Origin of the sequence: Micromonospora sp. CPCC 205558 (assembly GCF_036902955.1) — a bacterium.
Classification (GTDB): domain Bacteria; phylum Actinomycetota; class Actinomycetes; order Mycobacteriales; family Micromonosporaceae; genus Micromonospora.
This window is the reverse complement of record NZ_JBAKHR010000002.1, coordinates 296,273-313,806: the sequence shown is the minus strand read 5'-3', so window position 1 is coordinate 313,806 and position 17,534 is coordinate 296,273. Positions and strand designations below refer to the sequence as shown.

Below are 17,534 nucleotides of genomic sequence, written 5' to 3'. Positions count from 1 at the left end.
CCGAGGGGTCGCCGCCGGCCCGTCGGCCGAACCGGGGGAACTACTTCTTGGAGATCAGGGCACGGCCGAAGAAGACCAGGTTGGCGGGGCGCTCGGCGAGCCGGCGCATCAGGTAGCCGTACCACTCGTCGCCGTACGGGACGTAGGTGCGCACGGTGTAGCCCTCGCCGGCCAGCCGGGCCTGCTCCTCGGGGCGGATGCCGTAGAGCATCTGGAACTCGAAGCGCTCCGGCCCCCGGTCGAACCACCGGGCGCGGTCCTCGCCGATGGCGATCATCCGGGGGTCGTGGGTGGCCAGCATCGGGTACCCGTCGCCGGACATCAGGATGTTCATGCAGCGGACGTAGGACCTGTCCACCTCACGGGCCGACTGGTACGCCACCGACTCCGGCTCCTTGTAGGCGCCCTTGCACAGCCGCACCCGCGACCCGGCCGAGGAGAGCTCCCGGCAGTCCGACTCGGTCCGGCGCAGGTACGCCTGGAGCACCGCGCCGGTCGACGGGAAATCCTTGCGCAGCCGGCTCAGCACCTCCAACGTCGAGTCGGTGGTGGTGTGGTCCTCCATGTCCAGGGTGACAGTGGTGCCCGCCGCGTCCGCCGCCGCGCAGATCGCCCGTGCGTTGTCGTACGCCAACTGCTCGTCGAACATCTGGCCGAGGGCGGAGAGCTTCACGCTCACCTCGGCGGCCGGGGTGAGCCCCGCGGCGGCGAGCATCTTCAGCAGTTTGAGGTATTCGTCCCGGGTGGCGGTGGCCTGCTCGGGGGTGACGGTGTCCTCACCGAGGTGGTCGAGGGTGACCGCGAGGCCGTCGTCGACGAGCCCGCGGGTCGCGCGCAAAGCGTCGTCGGTGGCGGCGCCGGCGACGAACCGGCGTACGACGTCCCGGGTGTACGGGGCGGTCGCGACGAGCCGCTCGACCTGGGATGACCGGGAGGCGGCGAGGATGACGGAACGGAGCATGTGCCGAGCGTAACGCCAGTGCCAGGGCCCGCGCCGAGGGGCGGCCGGGCCTCCTGGACCTGGGGGCGGGGCGGCGGCGGTGGCGTCGATCGGCTACAACGATGCCGTGGACCAACGCCCCCGCCGCCGACTCCGATCGGCCTCCGTGCAGCTCGGCGCGCTCACCGCCCTCGCGCTCGCTCTCTCCGCCTGCAACATGACCTCGGACGACGACGATGACGACGACTGTGCCCTCGGGCCGGTCGGCGGCGGCGACACCGTCGCGCTGGCGATGCGGGTCAGCGACCCGGCCTCCGGCCGCGCCGCCCCGGAGCCGACCACCGCGGCCCTGCCCGAACGCGGAGGGTTCGGCACCCACCTCGCCTCCTGCGGCGGCTGACGTGCGCCGCGAGACGATCACCCCGCGCCCCGACTGGGACGCCACCATCCGGTCACAGGGGCTGGTCTACGTCGACACCGAGCTGCCCGACGGCGGCATCATGTCCTACTGGGACGAGACCGCCGCGTACGCCTTCGACCTGGACGAGGTGCTGCGCCTGGAGGAGGCGACCGAGGAGCTGCACCGGATGTCGGTGGCCGCTGCCGAGCACGTGGTGACGCGGCGCCGCTACGCCGAGTTCGGCATCCCGGAGTGGGCGGCCGAGGCGGTGGCCCGGTCGCTGCGGGAGGCGCCACCGACCCTCTACGGGCGCTTCGACCTGGCGTACGACGGCAGCTGGCCCCCGAAGATGTTGGAGTACAACGCGGACACCCCCACCGCGCTGGTCGAGGCGAGCATCATCCAGTGGTACTGGCTGGAGCAGACCCGGCCGGACCTGGACCAGTGGAACAGCCTGCACGAGCGGCTGGTCGGCGCCTGGGCCAAGATCGGGGCCGGGCTGCACGACCCGCGGGTGCACGTGCTCTGGTCGAACGAGGAGGAGTCTGGCGAGGACCACATGACGGCCGGCTACCTCGCCGAGACCGCGCGACAGGCCGGCCTGAGCGTCGAGCTGCAGCCCATCCAGGAGATCGGCTGGGACGGCCGGCGCTTCGTCGACGCCGACGACCGCCCGGTCACCACCTGCTTCAAGCTCTACCCGTGGGAGTGGATGCTGGCCGAGCCGTACGGGCCGGCGGCCCTGGCTCCGGGCACCCCGACCACCTGGATCGAGCCGGCCTGGAAACTGCTGCTCTCCAACAAGGCGCTGCTCGCGGTCCTCTGGGAGTTGTACCCCGGCCACGAGTACCTGCTCCCGGCATACCTCGACTCGCCACGCGGCATGCCGGAGTACGTGGCCAAGCCACTGCTCGGCCGCGAGGGCGGCTCGGTACGCATCGTCACCGCCGATGAGGAGATCACCAACCCGGGGATCTACGGCGACGAGGGCTGGTGCTACCAGGAGTTCCGGGCATTGCCGCAGTTCGCCGGCAACCGGATGGTGCTGGGCAGCTGGATCGTCGACGGCGAATCGGCCGGCGTGGGGGTGCGGGAGAGCGCCAGTCTGATCACCGACGGCTACGCGCGGTTCCTACCGCACTACATCGACGCGCCACGCGCCCCGTGAGTCGTCTACCGTTGGGGGCGTGAACTTCGACGCGTACGCCCGGACCGGTGTTGACCTGGTCAACGCCCGCCTGGACGACCTCGACGACCTGCGTGCCCTCTTCACCGAGGACCACTCCTGGATGAGCGACGAGGTCGTGGAACGTGATGTGGCGATTTTCCGGCGGGCGCAGAAGCGACTGCGGGACGTCTTCGAGTACGGCACCTCGGGGCGCGACGCCCAGGCGGTGACCGAGCTGAACGCGCTGCTTGAGGCGTTCCCGGTGCAGCCGCGCATCTCCGGGCACGACTCCAGCGACTGGCACATGCACGTGACCAGCCGGGGCGCGTCGGTCAGCGCGGAATACCTGGCCGGCGCGGTCTGGGGGTTGTCGGTCTGGCTGTGCGAGTACGGCAGCGCCCGCTTCGGGGTCTGCGCCGACGAGCGCTGCGGCAACGTCTACCTGGACACGTCGTCCAACTGCTGCCGGCGGTTCTGCTCGGAGCGCTGCGCCACCCGCTCGCACGTAGCAGCGCACCGGGCCCGCAAGCGGGCGGCGGTCGGCGAGCAGGTCACGGTCGCCCCCCAGCCGACCGCCGGCGTCGACTCGCTCTCGCCGGTCAGCTGACGCCGCCGCCCCGTCGTGGGCGGCGGGTCAGGCGTCGACCGGCGACGACGCGGTCAGGTGCTGGCGGGCGAACTCCAACGCGGCGCGCAGGTCCGCCTCGCGCACCGCGCGGCTCTTCGCGCCCCGGGTGGCGACCTCCACCGCCACCGCCCCGGTGAAGCCCCGCCCGGCCAGTGAGGAGAGCAGCTCACCGCAGGGCTGGGTGCCGCGACCGGGCACCCGGTGCTCGTCGCGGCCCTCACCGGTGCCGTCACCGAGGTGCACGTGCGCCAGCCCGGCACCCATCCGGTCGGCCATCTCCAGCGGGTCGCTGTGCGAGGCCGCGCAGTGCGACAGGTCCAGCGTGTACGACGGGTAGCCGGCGTCGGTCGGATCCCAGCCGGGCACGTACGGGACGAACTGCCGGCCCGCCATCCGCACCGGGTACATGTTCTCCACGGCGAAGCGGAGCCCGGTGAACCGGTCCGCGACGCCTGCCAGGCCCTCGGCGAAGTTGCGCGCGTAGTCCCGCTGCCAGGTGAACGGTGGGTGCACCACGACGGTCGGTGCCCCCAGCGTCTCGGCCAGCTCGGCGGCCTTGCGCAGGCGCTCCCACGGGTCCGGGCTCCACACCCGCTGGGTGACCAGCAGGCAGGGCGCGTGCACCGAGAGGACCGGGACGCCGTAGTGCGTGGAGAGGCCGCGAAGCGCGCCCGCGTCCTGGCTGACCACGTCGGTCCAGACCATCACCTCGACGCCGTCGTAGCCGAGCGCCGCGGCCAGTTGGAACGCCGCCGCGGTCGGCTCGGGAAAGACCGACGAGCTGGACAGGAGCACGGGAACGCGGGAAGTCACATCAGCCAGCGTAGCCCGGCACCGCCGGGGGCATCGTGACGAGCGCCGGCAAATCGACCGAAAACGGTCGCCGGGTCAGATCGGTTCGAGTTGATCGAGTCGGCGGAGGATGACGCCCTCCCGCAACGCCCACGGGCAGATGTCCAGCGAGTCCAGATCCAGGCGGCGCATCACCGTCTCGGCGACCACGGCACCGGCCAGCAACTGGTGAGCCCGCCCCGCGCTGACCCCCTCCAGCTCCATCAACTGCGCCGGTGGGATGTGCCGGATGAAGCCGATGACCTGCCGCAGGCCGGCCCGGGTCAGGCTGCGTGGCACCCACAGCCCGGCACCGGACGGGGCCGCCCCGGCCAGCCGGGCCAGGGTCCGGAACGTCTTCGAGGTGGCCACCGCCCGACCCCAGCCCACCTCCGTCATCTGGCCGACGACCTTGTCCAGCCGGCCGTCCACGTACTCCCGGAGCTTGTCGACGGCCTCCGCCGACGGCGGGGCCGCGCTGGTCGGATCGACCCGTAGCCGCTCCCGGGTCAGTCGACCGGCCCCAAGCGGAAGAGAGACCGCGACGTCCGGGTCCTCGTCGATGCCGGCGGCGATCTCCAAGGAGCCACCACCGATGTCCAGCACCAGCAGCCGGCCCGCCGACCAACCGAACCACCGCCGTACGGCCAGGAACGTCATCCGCGCCTCGTCCGCCCCGGAGAGCACCGCCAGGCGTACGCCGGTCTCCTCGCGGACCCGGGCCAGCACCTCGGCCGCGTTGGTGGCATCGCGCACCGCGGACGTGGCGAACGCGATCAGGTCGTCGGCCGCCAACCCGGTGGCCGCCGCCTTGGCCATGCCCACGGCCTTGACCAGGCCGTCCGCGCCGGCCTCGGTCAGCGCGCCGTCGGGGCCGATCTGCTCGGCCAGCCGGAGCACCACCTTCTCGGAGTGCGCCGGCCACGGGTGGGCGCCGTGGTGCGCATCGACCACGAGGAGGTGCACCGTGTTGGATCCGACGTCGAGGACACCCAGTCGCATGGTGAAGACCCTAGGCGCAACACGTTTGCGCGGCTCACCGGCCTGCGGACGGGACCGCGCGTACGCTGGGCCGGGTGACGATGGAGCTCCGTGTGCTGGTGGACGACCCGGGTGACCCGCGCAGCCGCGAGGTGCCCCTGGACTTCCCTCGGGAGTGGATCGAGTTCACCGACCCGGCCGACGAGACGCACCTGATCCGCGCCGACCTGACCTGGTTGCTCTCCCGCTGGACCTGCATCTTCGGCAAGGGCTGCCACGGCATCATCGCCGGCCGGGCCGCGGACGGTTGCTGCTCGCACGGGGCGTTCTTCACCGACTCGGACGACGAGAAGCGGGTTCGCAACGCCGTCAAGCGACTCACCCCGTCGACCTGGCAGCACTTCCGGCGCGGGTTCAAGAACTGGACCGACGAGGACACCATCGACGGCAAGAGCCCGGCCCGCCGCACCGCCACCCAGGGCGCCGACGGTCCGTGTGTGTTCCTCAACGACGCCGACTTCGCCGGCGGTGGCGGTTGTGCGCTGCACGCGCAGGCGCTGCGCGACGGGGTGCACCCGTTGGAATACAAGCCGGACGTCTGTTGGCAGCTGCCGATCCGCCGGGATCAGGACTGGGTGAAGCGACCGGACAACAGCAAGGTGCTGGTCTCCACGCTGTCCGAGTTCGACCGGCGGGGCTGGGGAGCCGGCGGGCACGACCTGGACTGGTGGTGCACCTCCTCGACGGACGCGCACGTCGGCACCGAGCCGATGTACCTGTCGTACGGTCCGGAGTTGACCGCCCTGATCGGCGCTGCCGCCTACGAGCGGCTGGCCGAGCTGTGCGCGACCAGGACGAAGCAGGGCATGATCGCCCCGCACCCCGCCGACGAGGTCCAGCTTCCCTGATCTTGGCCGCAGACAAGCGTGTTCGGCGACGACGCCTACCCCGACCTGTGGACCAAGGCCGCGGCCCTGCTGCACTCACTGGTCAACAACCGCCCGTTCCTGGACGGCAACAAGCGGATCGGCTGGATCGTGGCGATCGCCTTCCTGATTCAGAATCGCGCCATCACCATCGCCCAACTGGACGAGACCGACCAGAACGTCGCGTACGACCTGGTCATCGGCGTGTCCGAGAGCCGGCTGACGGAAGTCGCCGAGATCGCCGCGGCGTTGCGCAAGTTGTTCTGACCTGGGCGCCGGTCAGCGCACTCCTCGCCGGCAGCCGCCTGAGCAGGCGGCGGGCATTAGTTGAAACGCCTTTGGAGCTGAATCGTTGGCGACATCGGCGGCTGACTCGTTTGCGACATCAGCTCCAAAGGCACCGCAGCACAGCCCAAAGGGGGCCCGCGTCGAGCGCAGACCCCCTTCGGGTACGCCGATCACGGCTCGAACTTGTAGCCCAGACCCCGGACGGTCACGATGAATCGCGGCGCGGACGGCTCCGGCTCGATCTTGGAGCGCAGCCGCTTGACGTGCACGTCGAGCGTCTTGGTGTCACCGACGTAGTCGGCACCCCAGACCCGGTCGATGAGCTGGCCGCGGGTGAGCACCCGGCCCGCGTTGCGCAGCAGCAGCTCCAGCAGTTCGAATTCCTTCAGCGGCAGCTGCACCGCCCCGCCGTCGACTGTCACCACGTGCCGTTCGATGTCCATCCGCACCGGCCCGGCGGCCAGCGTCGGCGCACCCGCCTCGGCCACTTCCGGGCTCTGCCGGCGCAGCACCGCCCGGATCCGGGCGACCAACTCCCGCGGCGAGTACGGCTTCGTCACGTAGTCGTCGGCGCCGATCTCCAGCCCGACGACCTTGTCGATCTCGCTGTCCCGGGCGGTGACCATGATGATCGGCACGGCAGAGCGTTGCCGCAACTGTCGGCAGACCTCGGTGCCCGACATCTCGGGCAACATCAGGTCGAGCAGCACGATGTCGGCGCCGGTCCGGTCGAACTCGGTGAGGGCGTCGGTGCCGGTCGCGGCGACCGAAACCTCAAAGCCCTCCTTACGGAGCATGTACGACAAGGCGTCGGAGAACGACTCCTCATCCTCGACCACGAGAACGCGGCTCAACGGGGATTTCCTTTCCATTTGCTGTCAGACCTGCCGTAGCCCAGTCGGATCGGGTTCGATCCCAACCGGCGGCAGTGTCGCCAGGAGGTCGTCCGGTGGGCTTGCGGGCAGCCGGAGGGTGAACGTCGATCCACCACCAAGAGTGCTCGACACTTCGACTCGCCCGCCATGGTTGCTCGCAATGTGTTTCACGATCGCCAGGCCGAGCCCGGTGCCGCCGGTGGCACGCGAGCGGGCCTGGTCGGCCCGGTAGAACCGCTCGAAGATCCGGTCCACGTCGGTGGGGGCGATACCGATGCCCTGGTCAGCGACGGCGACCTCGACGTGCTCGCCGTCGCCCCGGAGGGTGACCCGGACCGTGGTGTCCTCGCCCGAGTAGTTGATGGCGTTCTCCACCAGGTTCGCCACCGCTGTGGCGAGTTGGGCGTCGCTGCCGTAGGCGGTGAGACCACGCTCACCGTCAACAGCGACCGCGACACCCCGGGCGGAGGCTGTGGTGCGGGTCCGGTCGACCACCTCGGCGATCACCCAGTCCAGCGCGACCGGCTCGGGTGGTGGCTGCGGCTCGGCGCCCTGCAACCGGGTCAGCTCCAGCAACTCCTGCACCAGGCGACCCAGCCGGGTCGACTCGTGTTGGATCCGTTCGGCGAACCGGCGGGCGGCCACCAGGTCCTCGGAGAGGTCGGGGGCCGCGGCGTCGGCCGGCTCGGTCGCGTCCAGCAACGCCTCGGCGAGCAGTTGCAGGGCGCCGATCGGGGTCTTGAGCTCGTGGCTCACGTTGGCCACGAAGTCGCGTCGTACCCGGGTCAGCCGGTGCGACTCGGTCACGTCGACCGCCTCGACCGCGATGAAGCCGTTGCCGAGACCCATCGCCCGCAGGTGCACGCCGAGCGGGTTCTCCCCCGCGCTGTCGCGGCCGCGCGGCAGGTCCAGCTCGATCTCGCGCCGCACGCCGGTGCGGCGCACCTGGCCGGCAAGAGTACGGATCAGTGGGTGCGCGGCGATCGAGCCGGGGGTGCTGCCGGTACGCAGCAACCCCATCGCGCGGGCGGCCGGATTGATCAACACGGGAACGTCGTCGTTGTCCAGTACCACGACACCGGCCCGGAGCGAGTTGATCGTCCGGCGGCCGAGCCCGGCCTGCTGCTCGTCGGCTATCGCGGGCCTCCCCTTGCTCCAGCGGAAGCTGCCGCTCCCCGTCGACGTGGCGCGACCGTCCCGCCTCTGCAGGAACCGGGGCAGCAGGAAACCGGCGGCCATCCCGGCCACCAACGCCAGAGCCACCACGACCGCCACTGCCCACTCCACCCGGCGATCGTAGGGTCATTGTTAACCTGGCTACCACACAGACCGGGACGAACTACCCTCACTTACGGAAGTGTTCACCCCTACGTCTGGCGTCGTTCACCGTGGTTCATCCGGGGTCCGTCCGCGCGCCCTACCGTTGGCGTCGCACCTGCTCAATCCCCCTGCGCCGGCACCCGTCGGCGGCGACCGACCACAGGACGTGATGATGCGCGACGAGTTCCGGGCCGACCTCCAGATCGTCAGCCAACTGCTGGTGGACATGGCGGAGGGCGTCCGCGCCGCCATGCGCCAGGCCACCCGGGCCCTGCTCACCGCCGACCGGCAGGCCGCCGAGACGGTCATCGAGCGGGACGCCGAGATCGACGACCTCTACCGGCACGTCGAGGAGCGGGTCTGTGACCTGCTCGCCCGACAGGCGCCGGTCGCCTCCGACCTCCGGGCGATGATCACCGCGCTGCACGTGGCCGCTGATCTGGAGCGGATGGGCGACCTCGCCGAGCACGTGGCGAAGACCGCGCTGCGCCGGCACCCCTCCCCCGCCGTCCCGGCCGAGCTGCGGACGGTCTTCACCGAGATGTCCGAGATCGCCGACCGGATGGCCGTGAAGATCGGTTCGGTGCTGGCGAAGCCCGACGCCGACCTCGCGGGTGAGCTGGACCGCGACGACGACGCCATGGACGAGCTGCACAAGAACCTGTTCGCGGTGCTGCTCGGCGACGACTGGCCGTACGGGGTGGAGACGGCGATCGACGCCACCCTGCTGGGCCGCTTCTACGAGCGCTTCGCTGACCACGCGGTCAACGCCGGTGAGCACGTGATCTATCTGATCACCGGGGAGAACGCGCCCAGCAGCAACTGACAGACATGGAAAGGGGCCCCTCGTTCACCGCACTGTGGATGAACGAGGGGCCCCCTTTTGTGGCTCAGCGCCCCTGGTTGGCTACCGCCGCGGCGGCTGCCTTCGCAGCGGTCGGGTCGAGGTAGGTGCCGCCCAGGGTGAGCGGGCGCAGCTGCGGGTCGAGGTCGTAGCGCAGCGGGATGCCGGTCGGGATGTTCAGCTTCGCGATCGCCTCGTCGGAGATCTGGTCGAGGTGCTTGACGAGGGCGCGCAGCGAGTTGCCGTGCGCGGCCACCAGCACCGTCCGGCCGGCCAGGATGTCCGGGACGATCGAGTCGTACCAGTAGGGCAGCATCCGGTCGACAACGTCCTTGAGGCACTCGGTGCGCGGCATCAGCTCGGTCGGCAGCAGCGCGTACCGCGGGTCACCCACCTGCGACCACTCGTCGTTGTCGTCGATCGGCGGCGGTGGGGTGTCGTACGACCGGCGCCAGAGCATGAACTGCTCCTCGCCGTACTCGTCAAGGGTCTGCTTCTTGTTCTTGCCCTGCAGGGCGCCGTAGTGCCGCTCGTTGAGCCGCCACGACCGGCGCACGGCGATCCAGTGCCGGTCGGCGGCGTTGAGCGCCAGCTCGGCGGTGCGGATCGCACGGCGCATCACGCTGGTGTGCACGACGTCCGGCAGCAGGCTGTGCTCGCGCAGCAGCTCGCCGCCGCGCCGCGCCTCGCCCTCGCCCTTCTCGGTCAGGTCGACGTCCACCCAGCCGGTGAAGAGGTTCTTGGCATTCCAGTCGCTCTCACCGTGTCGCAGCAGGACCAGCGTCCCGACGGTGGGCCCTTCGCTCGCAGTCATGCGGATCATCCTGCCTCAACCGCTGCGGGGACACGCGGGCAGCCGTCGTGACGACCACCACGTGAAAAAGCTGATGACCAGCGGATCCGCCCACCACTAGGGTTGTAAGGCACGTCAGTCACATCGGTCATTACTTGCAAGCGGGGCGCCACATGCGGACGATGCGGAGTTGGTTCCGGGACACCACCGGCGGGCTACCGACCACCTTCTGGTACCTGTGGTCGGGCACCCTGATCAACCGACTCGGCTCGTTCGTCCTGGTCTTCCTCGCCATCTACCTGACCCAGGAACGTGGCTTCTCGGCCTCGCAGGCCGGCCTGGTGATCGGCCTCTGGGGCGTCGGCGGCGCGTTCGGCACGACAGCCGGCGGCACCCTCGCCGACCGGTGGGGCCGCCGACCCACGTTGCTGACCGCGCACGTGGGCGCGGCGGCCATGATGCTCGCGCTCGGGCTGGCCCGGGACCTCTGGGCGGTGGCGCTGGGCGCGCTGCTGCTCGGCATGTTCGCCGAGGCTGCCCGGCCCGCGTTCGGGGCGATGATGATCGACGTGGTGCCGGCGAAGGACCGGCTGCGCGCCTTCTCGCTCAACTACTGGGCGATCAACCTGGGCTTCGCCTGCGCCGCCGTCCTCGCCGGCCTCGCCGCACAGGCCGACTACCTGCTGCTGTTCGTGGTCGACGCCGCCACCATGCTGATCACCGCGCTGATCATCTTCACCAAGGTGCCGGAGACCCGACAGGCCGGACCCGCCGCCGCCGCGACGAAGGTCGCCCCGCGCGGTGCCCTGCGCACGATTCTCAGCGACCGGGTCTACCTCGGCTTCGTGGCACTCAACCTGTTCGCCGCGCTGGTGTTCCTCCAGCACATCTCGATGCTGCCGATCGCGATGGGCGACGACGGCCTGAGCCCGGCCACCTACGGCTCGGTGATCGCGCTCAACGGCATCCTCATCGTGGTCGGCCAACTCTTCGTACCCCGACTGATCCGGGGCCGCAGCCGCTCGCACGTGCTCGCACTGGCATCCGTGGTGATGGGCGTGGGGTTCGGACTGACCGCGTTCGCCGGCACCGCCTGGTTCTACGGGCTGACCGTGCTGATCTGGACGGTCGGCGAAATGCTGAACTCGCCCTCCAACTCCACCCTGATCGCCGAGCTCTCCCCGGCCGAGCTACGCGGTCGCTACCAGGGCGTGTTCTCCCTCTCATGGCAGATCGCCGGGGCCAGCGCGCCGATCCTCGGTGGCCTGGTGCGAGAGCATGCCGGCAATGACACGCTCTGGTACGGCTGCGCCGCGCTCGGCCTCCTGACCGCTGTCGCTCACCTGGTGTCGGGGCCGGCCCGGGAGCGGCGGGCAGTCGCGCTGCGCCGCTCCGGCGAGGCGCTGGCACCGGCCACCGCCCTCCGGGCACCGGAGCCCGTCGAGGCGTAACGACTGGCGCGACGGTGCGGGAGTTTCTACTGTGCAGTGGAAACAGTTAACACCCTGAACTGTCGGGAGGTCGGGTGCACGCCCTGCGGCGCTGGTGGCACGACACCGCGGGCGGGCTCCCCGCCACCTTCTGGTATCTCTGGGCCGGCCTATTGATCAACCGCGCCGGCGCGTTCGCCATGCTGTTCCTCTCGCTCTACCTCACCGACGTACGCGGCGCGAGCGAAGGTCTGGCCGGCACCGTGGTCGGCGCGTACGGGGCCGGTGGGGCGGCCGGCGTACTGCTCGGAGGGGTGCTCGCCGACCGGTGGGGACGCCGGGCCACCCTGCTCGCCGCGCACCTGGCCACTGTCGGCCTGATGGTGACGCTCGCCTTCACTCGACCCCTGCTGCTGATCGCGGTGCTCTCCGCGCTGATCGGCGTGGTGCACTCGATGCCCAGCCCGGCGTTCGTGGCGGCGATCGTCGACGTGGTGCCCGCCGAGCGCCGCTCGCGCGCGTTCAACCTTCAGTTCTGGGCGTTCAACCTGGGCATGGCGGTCGCCTCGCTGCTCGCCGGCATCCTGGCCGAGGCCAGCTTCACGGCGCTGTTCCTGGTCGACGCGGGCGCCACCCTGACCGCAGCCGCAGTGATCGGCTGGAAGGTGCCGGAAACCCTGCGGCTGGCCCGGCCAGCAGCCGACCTCCCGCCCGCCACCCGCACGGCGCCGAGATCCGTTCGGGCCCGACGACCGGGCCTGCACACCGCGCTCACCGACCGCACCTTCCTGATCTTCGTCGGGCTCACCTTCGTGCTGGCCGTACTCACCATGCAGACGTCGACGATCATGCCGCTGGCCATGCGCGCGGACGGGCTGGGCCCATCGGCGTACGGGCTGGTGGTGGCGCTCGGCGGCGCGCTGATCGTGGTCGGGCAACTGTTCGTGCCCCGGCTGATCGACCGGCACCGCAAGGACGTCGTGCTGGCCGCCTCCACGGCGCTGCTCGCGCTCGGCTTCGGGGCGCTCGCCATCGCCGACGAACTGGCCATCTACCTGGGTGCCGCAGTCGTCTGGACGGTCGGCTCGATGCTCGCCGCCCCACCCAACGCGCAGATCAACGCCGACCTGGCACCACCACAGCTACGAGCGCGCTACCAGTCGGTCTTCTACCTGACCTTCCCGGCCGCGGCGTTCGTCGCGCCCACCCTCGGCGGGGTGAGCCTCCAGCACCTCGGCGACCGGCACTGGCTGATCGTGGGTGGATTGGGAATGCTGGCCGCGCTCGGGCATCTGTTGGCCGGGCCACCTCGGGAAAGGCACGTCGCCGGACTGCGTGCGGCCACCCGGCAGGAGCCGACAACAATCGCAGACCGCGTGCCGACGGCGTAATTGGCGTTCCACGGCAAAGCGCCCACCACGACCCGAAGGTCATAGTGGGCGCCCGCCGGTGGGGCCGGCGGCGGCGGGCAACACTCACCCCCGTAAGCATCGCCCGCTCACGCCGCCGGTCCAAACAGGTGGGCACCGTCCCCCAACGGTTAATCCACCCGTCCCCTCGCGCCTCGTCTGGTGCGCGGATCTGATCGATCCGCCGCTCCCCCGAACGTTTCCAAACGTGGCGCGGTGCAATAAAGCTAGTTCGCCCGGATTCTGGATTCAACCCAGAACGGCTGTCTCGCCGGTCACAACTGGCGAGTATCCGCTGCTCCGGCCTCGTCCGTTGGCAACAGCGGCTTACCCGTCGCCCATTCCCGCAAACACCTCAACCGTCTTCCCGATCGGGTGACTCGGTCCGGAAGAAGTTGCTCTGCCGGCCGTCCCGCAACTGTTCCTGATAAATCAGGTTCAGCCTCCGCAGGTCAAAGGTGTAGAACCACTCGTCCCAGGTGATCTCGCGGATCCGGCTGCTTTCCCGGTATCCGGGAATGTTGAAGGTCAACACCCCCGCGCGGCCGTCCCGCTCGGTGCCGGCGATGGTCGCCGGCTTTGCGCCACGGTCCCGGGCCCAGCGCTTGATCACCTCGTGGTTCGCCGTGATCAGACTGCGCCCCGGCCGCTCCGGCCGGTCCATGGTCGACGAGATCACCTGCGAACTGCGGACCGACCGGCCGGTGCCCCGTCCGGTCCGGATCCCACCGGCCGTCGTCCCGCCACCGGTCGACCGCGTCACCGTGCGCTTGGCCGGCGCCGCCCGCTTCGCCGCCGCGCTCTTGGCCGGCGCCGCCGCGCTCTTGGCCGATGCCGCACGCTTCGCCGCCGGCCGGGCCGGTGCCTTCTTCGCCGGCGCCTTCCGCGCGGGCGCCGTACGCGCCGTCGCTGCCTTGCGGGCCGTCGTGCTCTTCCGCGCCGCCGCGGTCTTCCGCGCCGCCGCGGTCTTCCGCGCCGCCGCGGTCTTGCGAGCCGCCGCGGTCTTCCGGGCGGCGGTCGTCCTGCTCGCCGCCACGGTCTTGCGGGCGGCGGTCGCCGCTGTCGTCTTCTTCGCGGCCGTCGTCTTCTTCGCCGCCGTCGTCTTCTTCGCCGCCGCTGACTTCCGCGCGGCGGTCGCCTTCGTCGCGGCGGCCCGCTTCGCCGGCGCGCTCTTGTTCGCCGGCGCGGCCTTCGCGCGGCTCGCTGCCGGCCTGGCCGCCGACTTCTTGGTGGCGGCGGCACGACCCGCCGACGCCCGGGTGCCGGTGGCCCGGCCCGACGGGCCGGTGCTGCTCCGACCCGCGCCCGCCCGCATCGAGCGCACCAACTGTTTCACCAGGTCAGGCTTGCGCAGCGCGGAGATCCCGGAGACCCCGCGTTTGCGCAGTTGCCCGCGGATGTCGTCCACCCGCATCCGGGAGATCTCCGACTCGGAGACTCCGGGCGTACCCGGCGTCTGGTTGCCGGCCTGTCGCTTCGTCCTGGTCGCAGTCGCGCCGCGACCTGAGCTGTTCCGCTGAGCCATGGGACGCTCCGCTCCTTGGCACTCCGTCATCGGCGCGCGGGGGTCCCTTGCCGCACCGCGCGGTGCGGCATACCCGTCAGGAGCACTCCGAACCACTGTCGGTTCGCGATGATCGTGCTGCATCCAGGAAGTAGTGGCATCGCCGTGGCGGCGACACCACTACTTCCTGGTTCGAGCACGATCATGGGATGCGGCCCCGGGGCCCGGGCGCGGGGCGCGGGCGCGGCGCGGGGCGCGGGGCGCGGGGCGCAAGATCGCGGGGGCGGGGCGCGGGGCGCGGGGCGCGGGCCAGGCGCGGGGCGCGGGGCGCGGGGCGGGGTTAGGGGTTAGCGGGGGGTTCGGAGGGCGGCGGCTCGGCGGGCCCGGTCGACCGCTGCCGGGAGGGCCGCGATGAGGGCGTCGATGTCGGCCTGGGTGCTGGTGTGGCCCAGGGAGAAGCGCAGCGATGAGCGGGCGCGGTCGTCGTCGGCGCCCATCGCGAGCAGCACGTGCGAGGGCTGGGCCACGCCGGCCGAGCAGGCGGAGCCGGTCGAGCAGGCGATGCCCTGCGCGTCGAGCAGGAGCAGCAGGGCGTCGCCCTCACAGCCGGGGAAGGAGAAGTGCGCGTTGCCGGGCAGCCGGTCGGTCGGGTCACCGTTGTAGATCACCTCGGGCACCGCCCGGCGAACCCGTTCGATCAGGTCGTCGCGCAGCGCGGCCACCCGCGCCGCGTACTCCTGCTGGCCCTTGACGGCCGTCTCGACGGCGACCGCGAAGGCGACGATGCCGGCGGTGTCCAGGGTGCCGGAGCGGATGTCGCGTTCCTGGCCGCCGCCGTGCAGCAGCGGCGTGGCCGGCACGTCCCGGGCGAGCAGCAGCGCGCCCACCCCGGTCGGGCCGCCCAACTTGTGCCCGGTGACGGTCAGCGCGGCGACCCCGCTGGCGCCGAAGTCGACGGGCACCTGACCGACCGCCTGGATGGCGTCGGTGTGGAAGGGCACACCGTGTTCGGCGGCGACGGCGGCCAGCTCGGCCACCGGCTGGACGGTGCCCACCTCGTTGTTCGCCCACATCGTGGTGACCACGGCCACCTGGTCGGCGTGCGCGGCCAGCTCGGCGCGCAGGGCCTGCGGGTCGAGCCGACCGACGCCGTCCACCGGCAGCCATCCGACCTCGGCGCCCTCGTGCTGGGCCAGCCAGTCGACCGCGTCCAGCACCGCGTGGTGCTCGACGGCGCTGGAGACCACCCGGCGACGGTCGGGGCTGGCCCCCCGGCGGGCCCAGAAGATGCCCTTGACCGCGAGGTTGTCGCTCTCCGTGCCACCACCCGTGAAGATCACCTCGGAGGGCCGGGCGCCCAGCACCGCGGCCACCCGCTCGCGTGACTCTTCGACCCGGCGGCGGGCACGGCGGCCCGCCGCGTGCAGGGCGGACGCGTTGCCGACCTCGCGGGCGGTAGCGACGTACGCCTCCAGTGCCTCGTCGAGCATCGGAGTCGTCGCCGCGTGATCCAGGTAAGCCATCGCCGTTCAGCGTACGGCCGACACCTTGGGGACCGGATGCCGGAGGGGACCGCACGCACGGGCCGGGGTGGAACTCCACCCCGGCCCGATGCGCGCGGACCTGGTCAGGCAGGCACTGCGGTGACGACGATGTTGTCGCGGTACTTGCGGGCCTTGGCGTCGAACGGCCCACCACAGGTGATCAGGGTCAGCCGCGGCTTGCCGTCGCGGGCGAAGTACCGGTCCAGTGGGATCTTCGTCTTGGCGTACTCCTCCCGGGCGACGACCCGGTAGCGCCGGGCCTCGCCATCGCTGCCGGTCGCTGTCAACGTGTCGCCCTGGTCCAGCTCACGCAGCCGGAAGAAGGCCCCCTTGCCCTGCTTGGCGCTGTCCACGTGACCGGCGACGACCACCGAGCCGGCCTCCGCCTCCAGTCCTGGGCCGTAGCGGTACCAGCCGACCTGGTCGACGCTCGGAGGCACCTCGAACTCGTTGGTCCGCGCGTTGATGCCGACCGCGTCGACGGTGGCGGTGACGCCGATCGCCGGGATCACCAGCCGTACCGGCGGGATGATCTTCGGACCGGCGGGCAGCTCACCGGCGGTCACCGGCACCGCGGGGGCGCCCGGGGCGGTCGGTGGGGCGCTGGCCAGCGTGCTCGCCTCCTCGGCGCCCACGGTCCCGGCCGGCTGGGCGGCGCACGCCACCAGGGCGGCGACGGTGAGCGCGGCAACGCCGGCGGCCAGGGCCGCCAGCGCGCCGCGATTGCGCACCGTCACCTGCGGCCGACCCGTGCGGTCGCCAACCGCACCCCACCACCGAGCAGCAGGAGTACGCCGGCACCGGTGAGCACGTACCACCAGGTGTCCACGCCGGTGCCGGCCTGGCCACCGTCACCGCTGGGCACGCCGCCCGGGGCGGAGTGCAGACCGGTGATGGTCTGGGCCACCACGTCGAGGGTCTTGCCCTCGGCGGAGCCGATCGCGTAGACGATCGTGGCGGTGCCCTCCTTGAGGTCGAGGTCCGCCGGGCCGATGGCCACGGTGTCGGTGCCGGCCAGCACCACGTCCGCCTTCACGTTGCCCGCGTCGACGTCGCCCTTGGCCTCGTTCGGGTTGGTGAGGTCCTCGAAGACCGGGGTGCCACCGGCGCGGACGTCGACCGCCGGGGCGGCGGCCGTGTGCCGGACGATCAGCCGGGCCTTGCCGGCGTCGACCTTCGAGACGTCGTTCACGAACGGGGTGATCTTCGGCTGGCCTGCGGCGTCGAGGTGGGCCGCGATGCTGATGTTCGCACCGCCCGGCACCGCGGCGTCGTCGACGGTGAGGATCGCGCTGCCGATCGGCTCACCCGGCTTGGTGAGCGCGATGTCGTAGGCGCCCTCCTCCAGGTTCAGCGGGCCGGCGACGTCGCCGGGCTTGAAGTTGTCCAGCGTCTTCTTGCCGTTGACGTAGACGTCGACCGGGGTGTCCGGGATGCCGTGCACGACGGAGACCTTCGACGTGGCGGCGTACGCGGGGCCGGCGGTGAACGCGCCGACACCGGCGAAGGCCAGCGCGGCGACCGCGCCGCCCGCGGCGACCCGACGGAAGTTCGAGAGCTGCATGTCTGCCTCCTGGTAGTTGGTGCTGATTCGTCAGGCCTGGCTTGCAGAACGGGTTACGCCGGCTCTCGGACAGGTGGATGCGCGCCGGA

18 protein-coding genes are annotated in these 17,534 nt (G+C 71.4%); 8 read left to right on the top strand and 10 right to left on the bottom strand.

All coding sequences use genetic code 11. From position 1 onward, the window contains the following. Positions 1-40 precede the first annotated feature (40 nt). On the bottom strand, positions 41-961 hold the full coding sequence (locus V6U86_RS03880) for a proline dehydrogenase family protein (protein WP_334498455.1): 921 nt from the start codon (positions 959-961) through the stop codon (positions 41-43). Positions 962-1,067: 106 nt separating this feature from the next. Here V6U86_RS03880 and V6U86_RS03875 point away from each other — a divergent pair, with 106 nt between their 5' ends. The 3 genes from V6U86_RS03875 to V6U86_RS03865 are packed head-to-tail and all read left to right on the top strand — an operon-like array spanning position 1,068 to position 3,115. After that, a complete protein-coding gene (locus tag V6U86_RS03875) occupies positions 1,068-1,340 on the top strand; it encodes a hypothetical protein (protein WP_334498453.1) in 273 nt (90 codons plus the stop codon). 1 nt (position 1,341) lies between these two features. Then, on the top strand, positions 1,342-2,508 hold the full coding sequence (locus tag V6U86_RS03870; protein ID WP_334498450.1) for a glutathionylspermidine synthase family protein: 1,167 nt from the start codon (positions 1,342-1,344) through the stop codon (positions 2,506-2,508). A 19-nt stretch (positions 2,509-2,527) separates the two neighbouring features. After that, the gene (locus V6U86_RS03865; protein ID WP_334498448.1) at positions 2,528-3,115 is read left to right on the top strand and encodes a CGNR zinc finger domain-containing protein; all 588 of its coding nucleotides are present in this window, start codon (positions 2,528-2,530) and stop codon (positions 3,113-3,115) included. Positions 3,116-3,142: 27 nt separating this feature from the next. Here the strand turns inward: V6U86_RS03865 and V6U86_RS03860 are convergent, their stop codons facing one another. Then, positions 3,143-3,949, bottom strand: a complete 807-nt coding sequence (locus V6U86_RS03860) for a sugar phosphate isomerase/epimerase family protein (RefSeq protein WP_334498446.1) — start codon at positions 3,947-3,949, stop codon at positions 3,143-3,145. Positions 3,950-4,024: 75 nt separating this feature from the next. Continuing rightward, entirely contained in the window at positions 4,025-4,969 is a 945-nt protein-coding gene (locus tag V6U86_RS03855; RefSeq protein ID WP_334498444.1) for a Ppx/GppA phosphatase family protein, read from the bottom strand. 80 nt (positions 4,970-5,049) lie between these two features. Between V6U86_RS03855 and V6U86_RS03850 the strand changes: the two genes are divergently transcribed. Together V6U86_RS03850 and V6U86_RS03845 are read left to right on the top strand one after the other, a co-directional pair. Further along, positions 5,050-5,856 (top strand): hypothetical protein, encoded by an 807-nt coding sequence (locus V6U86_RS03850; protein WP_334498630.1) that lies wholly within the window; start codon positions 5,050-5,052, stop codon positions 5,854-5,856. A gap of 18 nt (positions 5,857-5,874) precedes the next feature. Continuing rightward, positions 5,875-6,141 (top strand): type II toxin-antitoxin system death-on-curing family toxin, encoded by a 267-nt coding sequence (locus V6U86_RS03845; RefSeq protein WP_334498442.1) that lies wholly within the window; start codon positions 5,875-5,877, stop codon positions 6,139-6,141. 191 nt (positions 6,142-6,332) lie between these two features. Here V6U86_RS03845 and V6U86_RS03840 read toward each other — a convergent pair whose 3' ends face one another. After that, positions 6,333-7,016: a response regulator transcription factor gene (locus V6U86_RS03840; RefSeq protein WP_030329696.1), complete on the bottom strand. Its 684-nt coding sequence runs from the start codon at positions 7,014-7,016 to the stop codon at positions 6,333-6,335. Between the two features lie 24 nt (positions 7,017-7,040). Further along, complete coding sequence (locus tag V6U86_RS03835; RefSeq protein WP_334498439.1) at positions 7,041-8,324, bottom strand: sensor histidine kinase; 1,284 nt, start codon at positions 8,322-8,324, stop codon at positions 7,041-7,043. Positions 8,325-8,529: 205 nt separating this feature from the next. Here V6U86_RS03835 and phoU point away from each other — a divergent pair, with 205 nt between their 5' ends. Further along, a complete protein-coding gene (phoU, locus tag V6U86_RS03830; protein WP_334498437.1) occupies positions 8,530-9,183 on the top strand; it encodes a phosphate signaling complex protein PhoU in 654 nt (217 codons plus the stop codon). A gap of 64 nt (positions 9,184-9,247) precedes the next feature. Here the strand turns inward: phoU and V6U86_RS03825 are convergent, their stop codons facing one another. After that, a complete protein-coding gene (locus tag V6U86_RS03825) occupies positions 9,248-10,015 on the bottom strand; it encodes a phosphoglyceromutase (RefSeq protein ID WP_124773790.1) in 768 nt (255 codons plus the stop codon). Positions 10,016-10,167: 152 nt separating this feature from the next. Between V6U86_RS03825 and V6U86_RS03820 the strand changes: the two genes are divergently transcribed. Together V6U86_RS03820 and V6U86_RS03815 are read left to right on the top strand one after the other, a co-directional pair. Next, a complete protein-coding gene (locus V6U86_RS03820) occupies positions 10,168-11,445 on the top strand; it encodes an MDR family MFS transporter (protein WP_334498434.1) in 1,278 nt (425 codons plus the stop codon). A 74-nt stretch (positions 11,446-11,519) separates the two neighbouring features. Beyond that, the gene (locus tag V6U86_RS03815; RefSeq protein ID WP_334498432.1) at positions 11,520-12,815 is read left to right on the top strand and encodes an MFS transporter; all 1,296 of its coding nucleotides are present in this window, start codon (positions 11,520-11,522) and stop codon (positions 12,813-12,815) included. A 373-nt stretch (positions 12,816-13,188) separates the two neighbouring features. On the opposite strand, the gene V6U86_RS03810 is transcribed toward V6U86_RS03815, so the two are convergent. The 4 genes from V6U86_RS03810 to V6U86_RS03795 form a co-directional block, all read right to left on the bottom strand. Further along, positions 13,189-14,148, bottom strand: a complete 960-nt coding sequence (locus V6U86_RS03810; protein ID WP_442934876.1) for a hypothetical protein — start codon at positions 14,146-14,148, stop codon at positions 13,189-13,191. A gap of 536 nt (positions 14,149-14,684) precedes the next feature. After that, entirely contained in the window at positions 14,685-15,860 is a 1,176-nt protein-coding gene (locus V6U86_RS03805; protein WP_334498429.1) for a cysteine desulfurase family protein, read from the bottom strand. Positions 15,861-15,964: 104 nt separating this feature from the next. Beyond that, a complete protein-coding gene (locus V6U86_RS03800) occupies positions 15,965-16,618 on the bottom strand; it encodes a class F sortase (RefSeq protein WP_334498428.1) in 654 nt (217 codons plus the stop codon). Further along, complete coding sequence (locus tag V6U86_RS03795; RefSeq protein WP_334498426.1) at positions 16,615-17,445, bottom strand: DUF4397 domain-containing protein; 831 nt, start codon at positions 17,443-17,445, stop codon at positions 16,615-16,617. The genes V6U86_RS03800 and V6U86_RS03795 overlap by 4 nt, the downstream gene beginning before the upstream one ends. Positions 17,446-17,534: the final 89 nt, after the last annotated feature.

Bases quoted from the DNA above. Each gene is read 5' to 3' on its own strand.
- V6U86_RS03880 (WP_334498455.1), bottom strand. From the start codon at position 961: ATGCTCCGTTCCGTCATCCTCGCCGCCTCCCGGTCATCCCAGGTCGAG.
- V6U86_RS03855 (WP_334498444.1), bottom strand. From the start codon at position 4,969: ATGCGACTGGGTGTCCTCGACGTCGGATCCAACACGGTGCACCTCCTC.
- V6U86_RS03850 (WP_334498630.1), top strand. From the start codon at position 5,050: ATGGAGCTCCGTGTGCTGGTGGACGACCCGGGTGACCCGCGCAGCCGC.
- phoU (WP_334498437.1), top strand. From the start codon at position 8,530: ATGCGCGACGAGTTCCGGGCCGACCTCCAGATCGTCAGCCAACTGCTG.
- V6U86_RS03825 (WP_124773790.1), bottom strand. From the start codon at position 10,015: ATGACTGCGAGCGAAGGGCCCACCGTCGGGACGCTGGTCCTGCTGCGA.
- V6U86_RS03820 (WP_334498434.1), top strand. From the start codon at position 10,168: ATGCGGACGATGCGGAGTTGGTTCCGGGACACCACCGGCGGGCTACCG.
- V6U86_RS03810 (WP_442934876.1), bottom strand. From the start codon at position 14,148: ATGCGGGCGGGCGCGGGTCGGAGCAGCACCGGCCCGTCGGGCCGGGCC.
- V6U86_RS03805 (WP_334498429.1), bottom strand. From the start codon at position 15,860: ATGGCTTACCTGGATCACGCGGCGACGACTCCGATGCTCGACGAGGCA.
- V6U86_RS03795 (WP_334498426.1), bottom strand. From the start codon at position 17,445: ATGCAGCTCTCGAACTTCCGTCGGGTCGCCGCGGGCGGCGCGGTCGCC.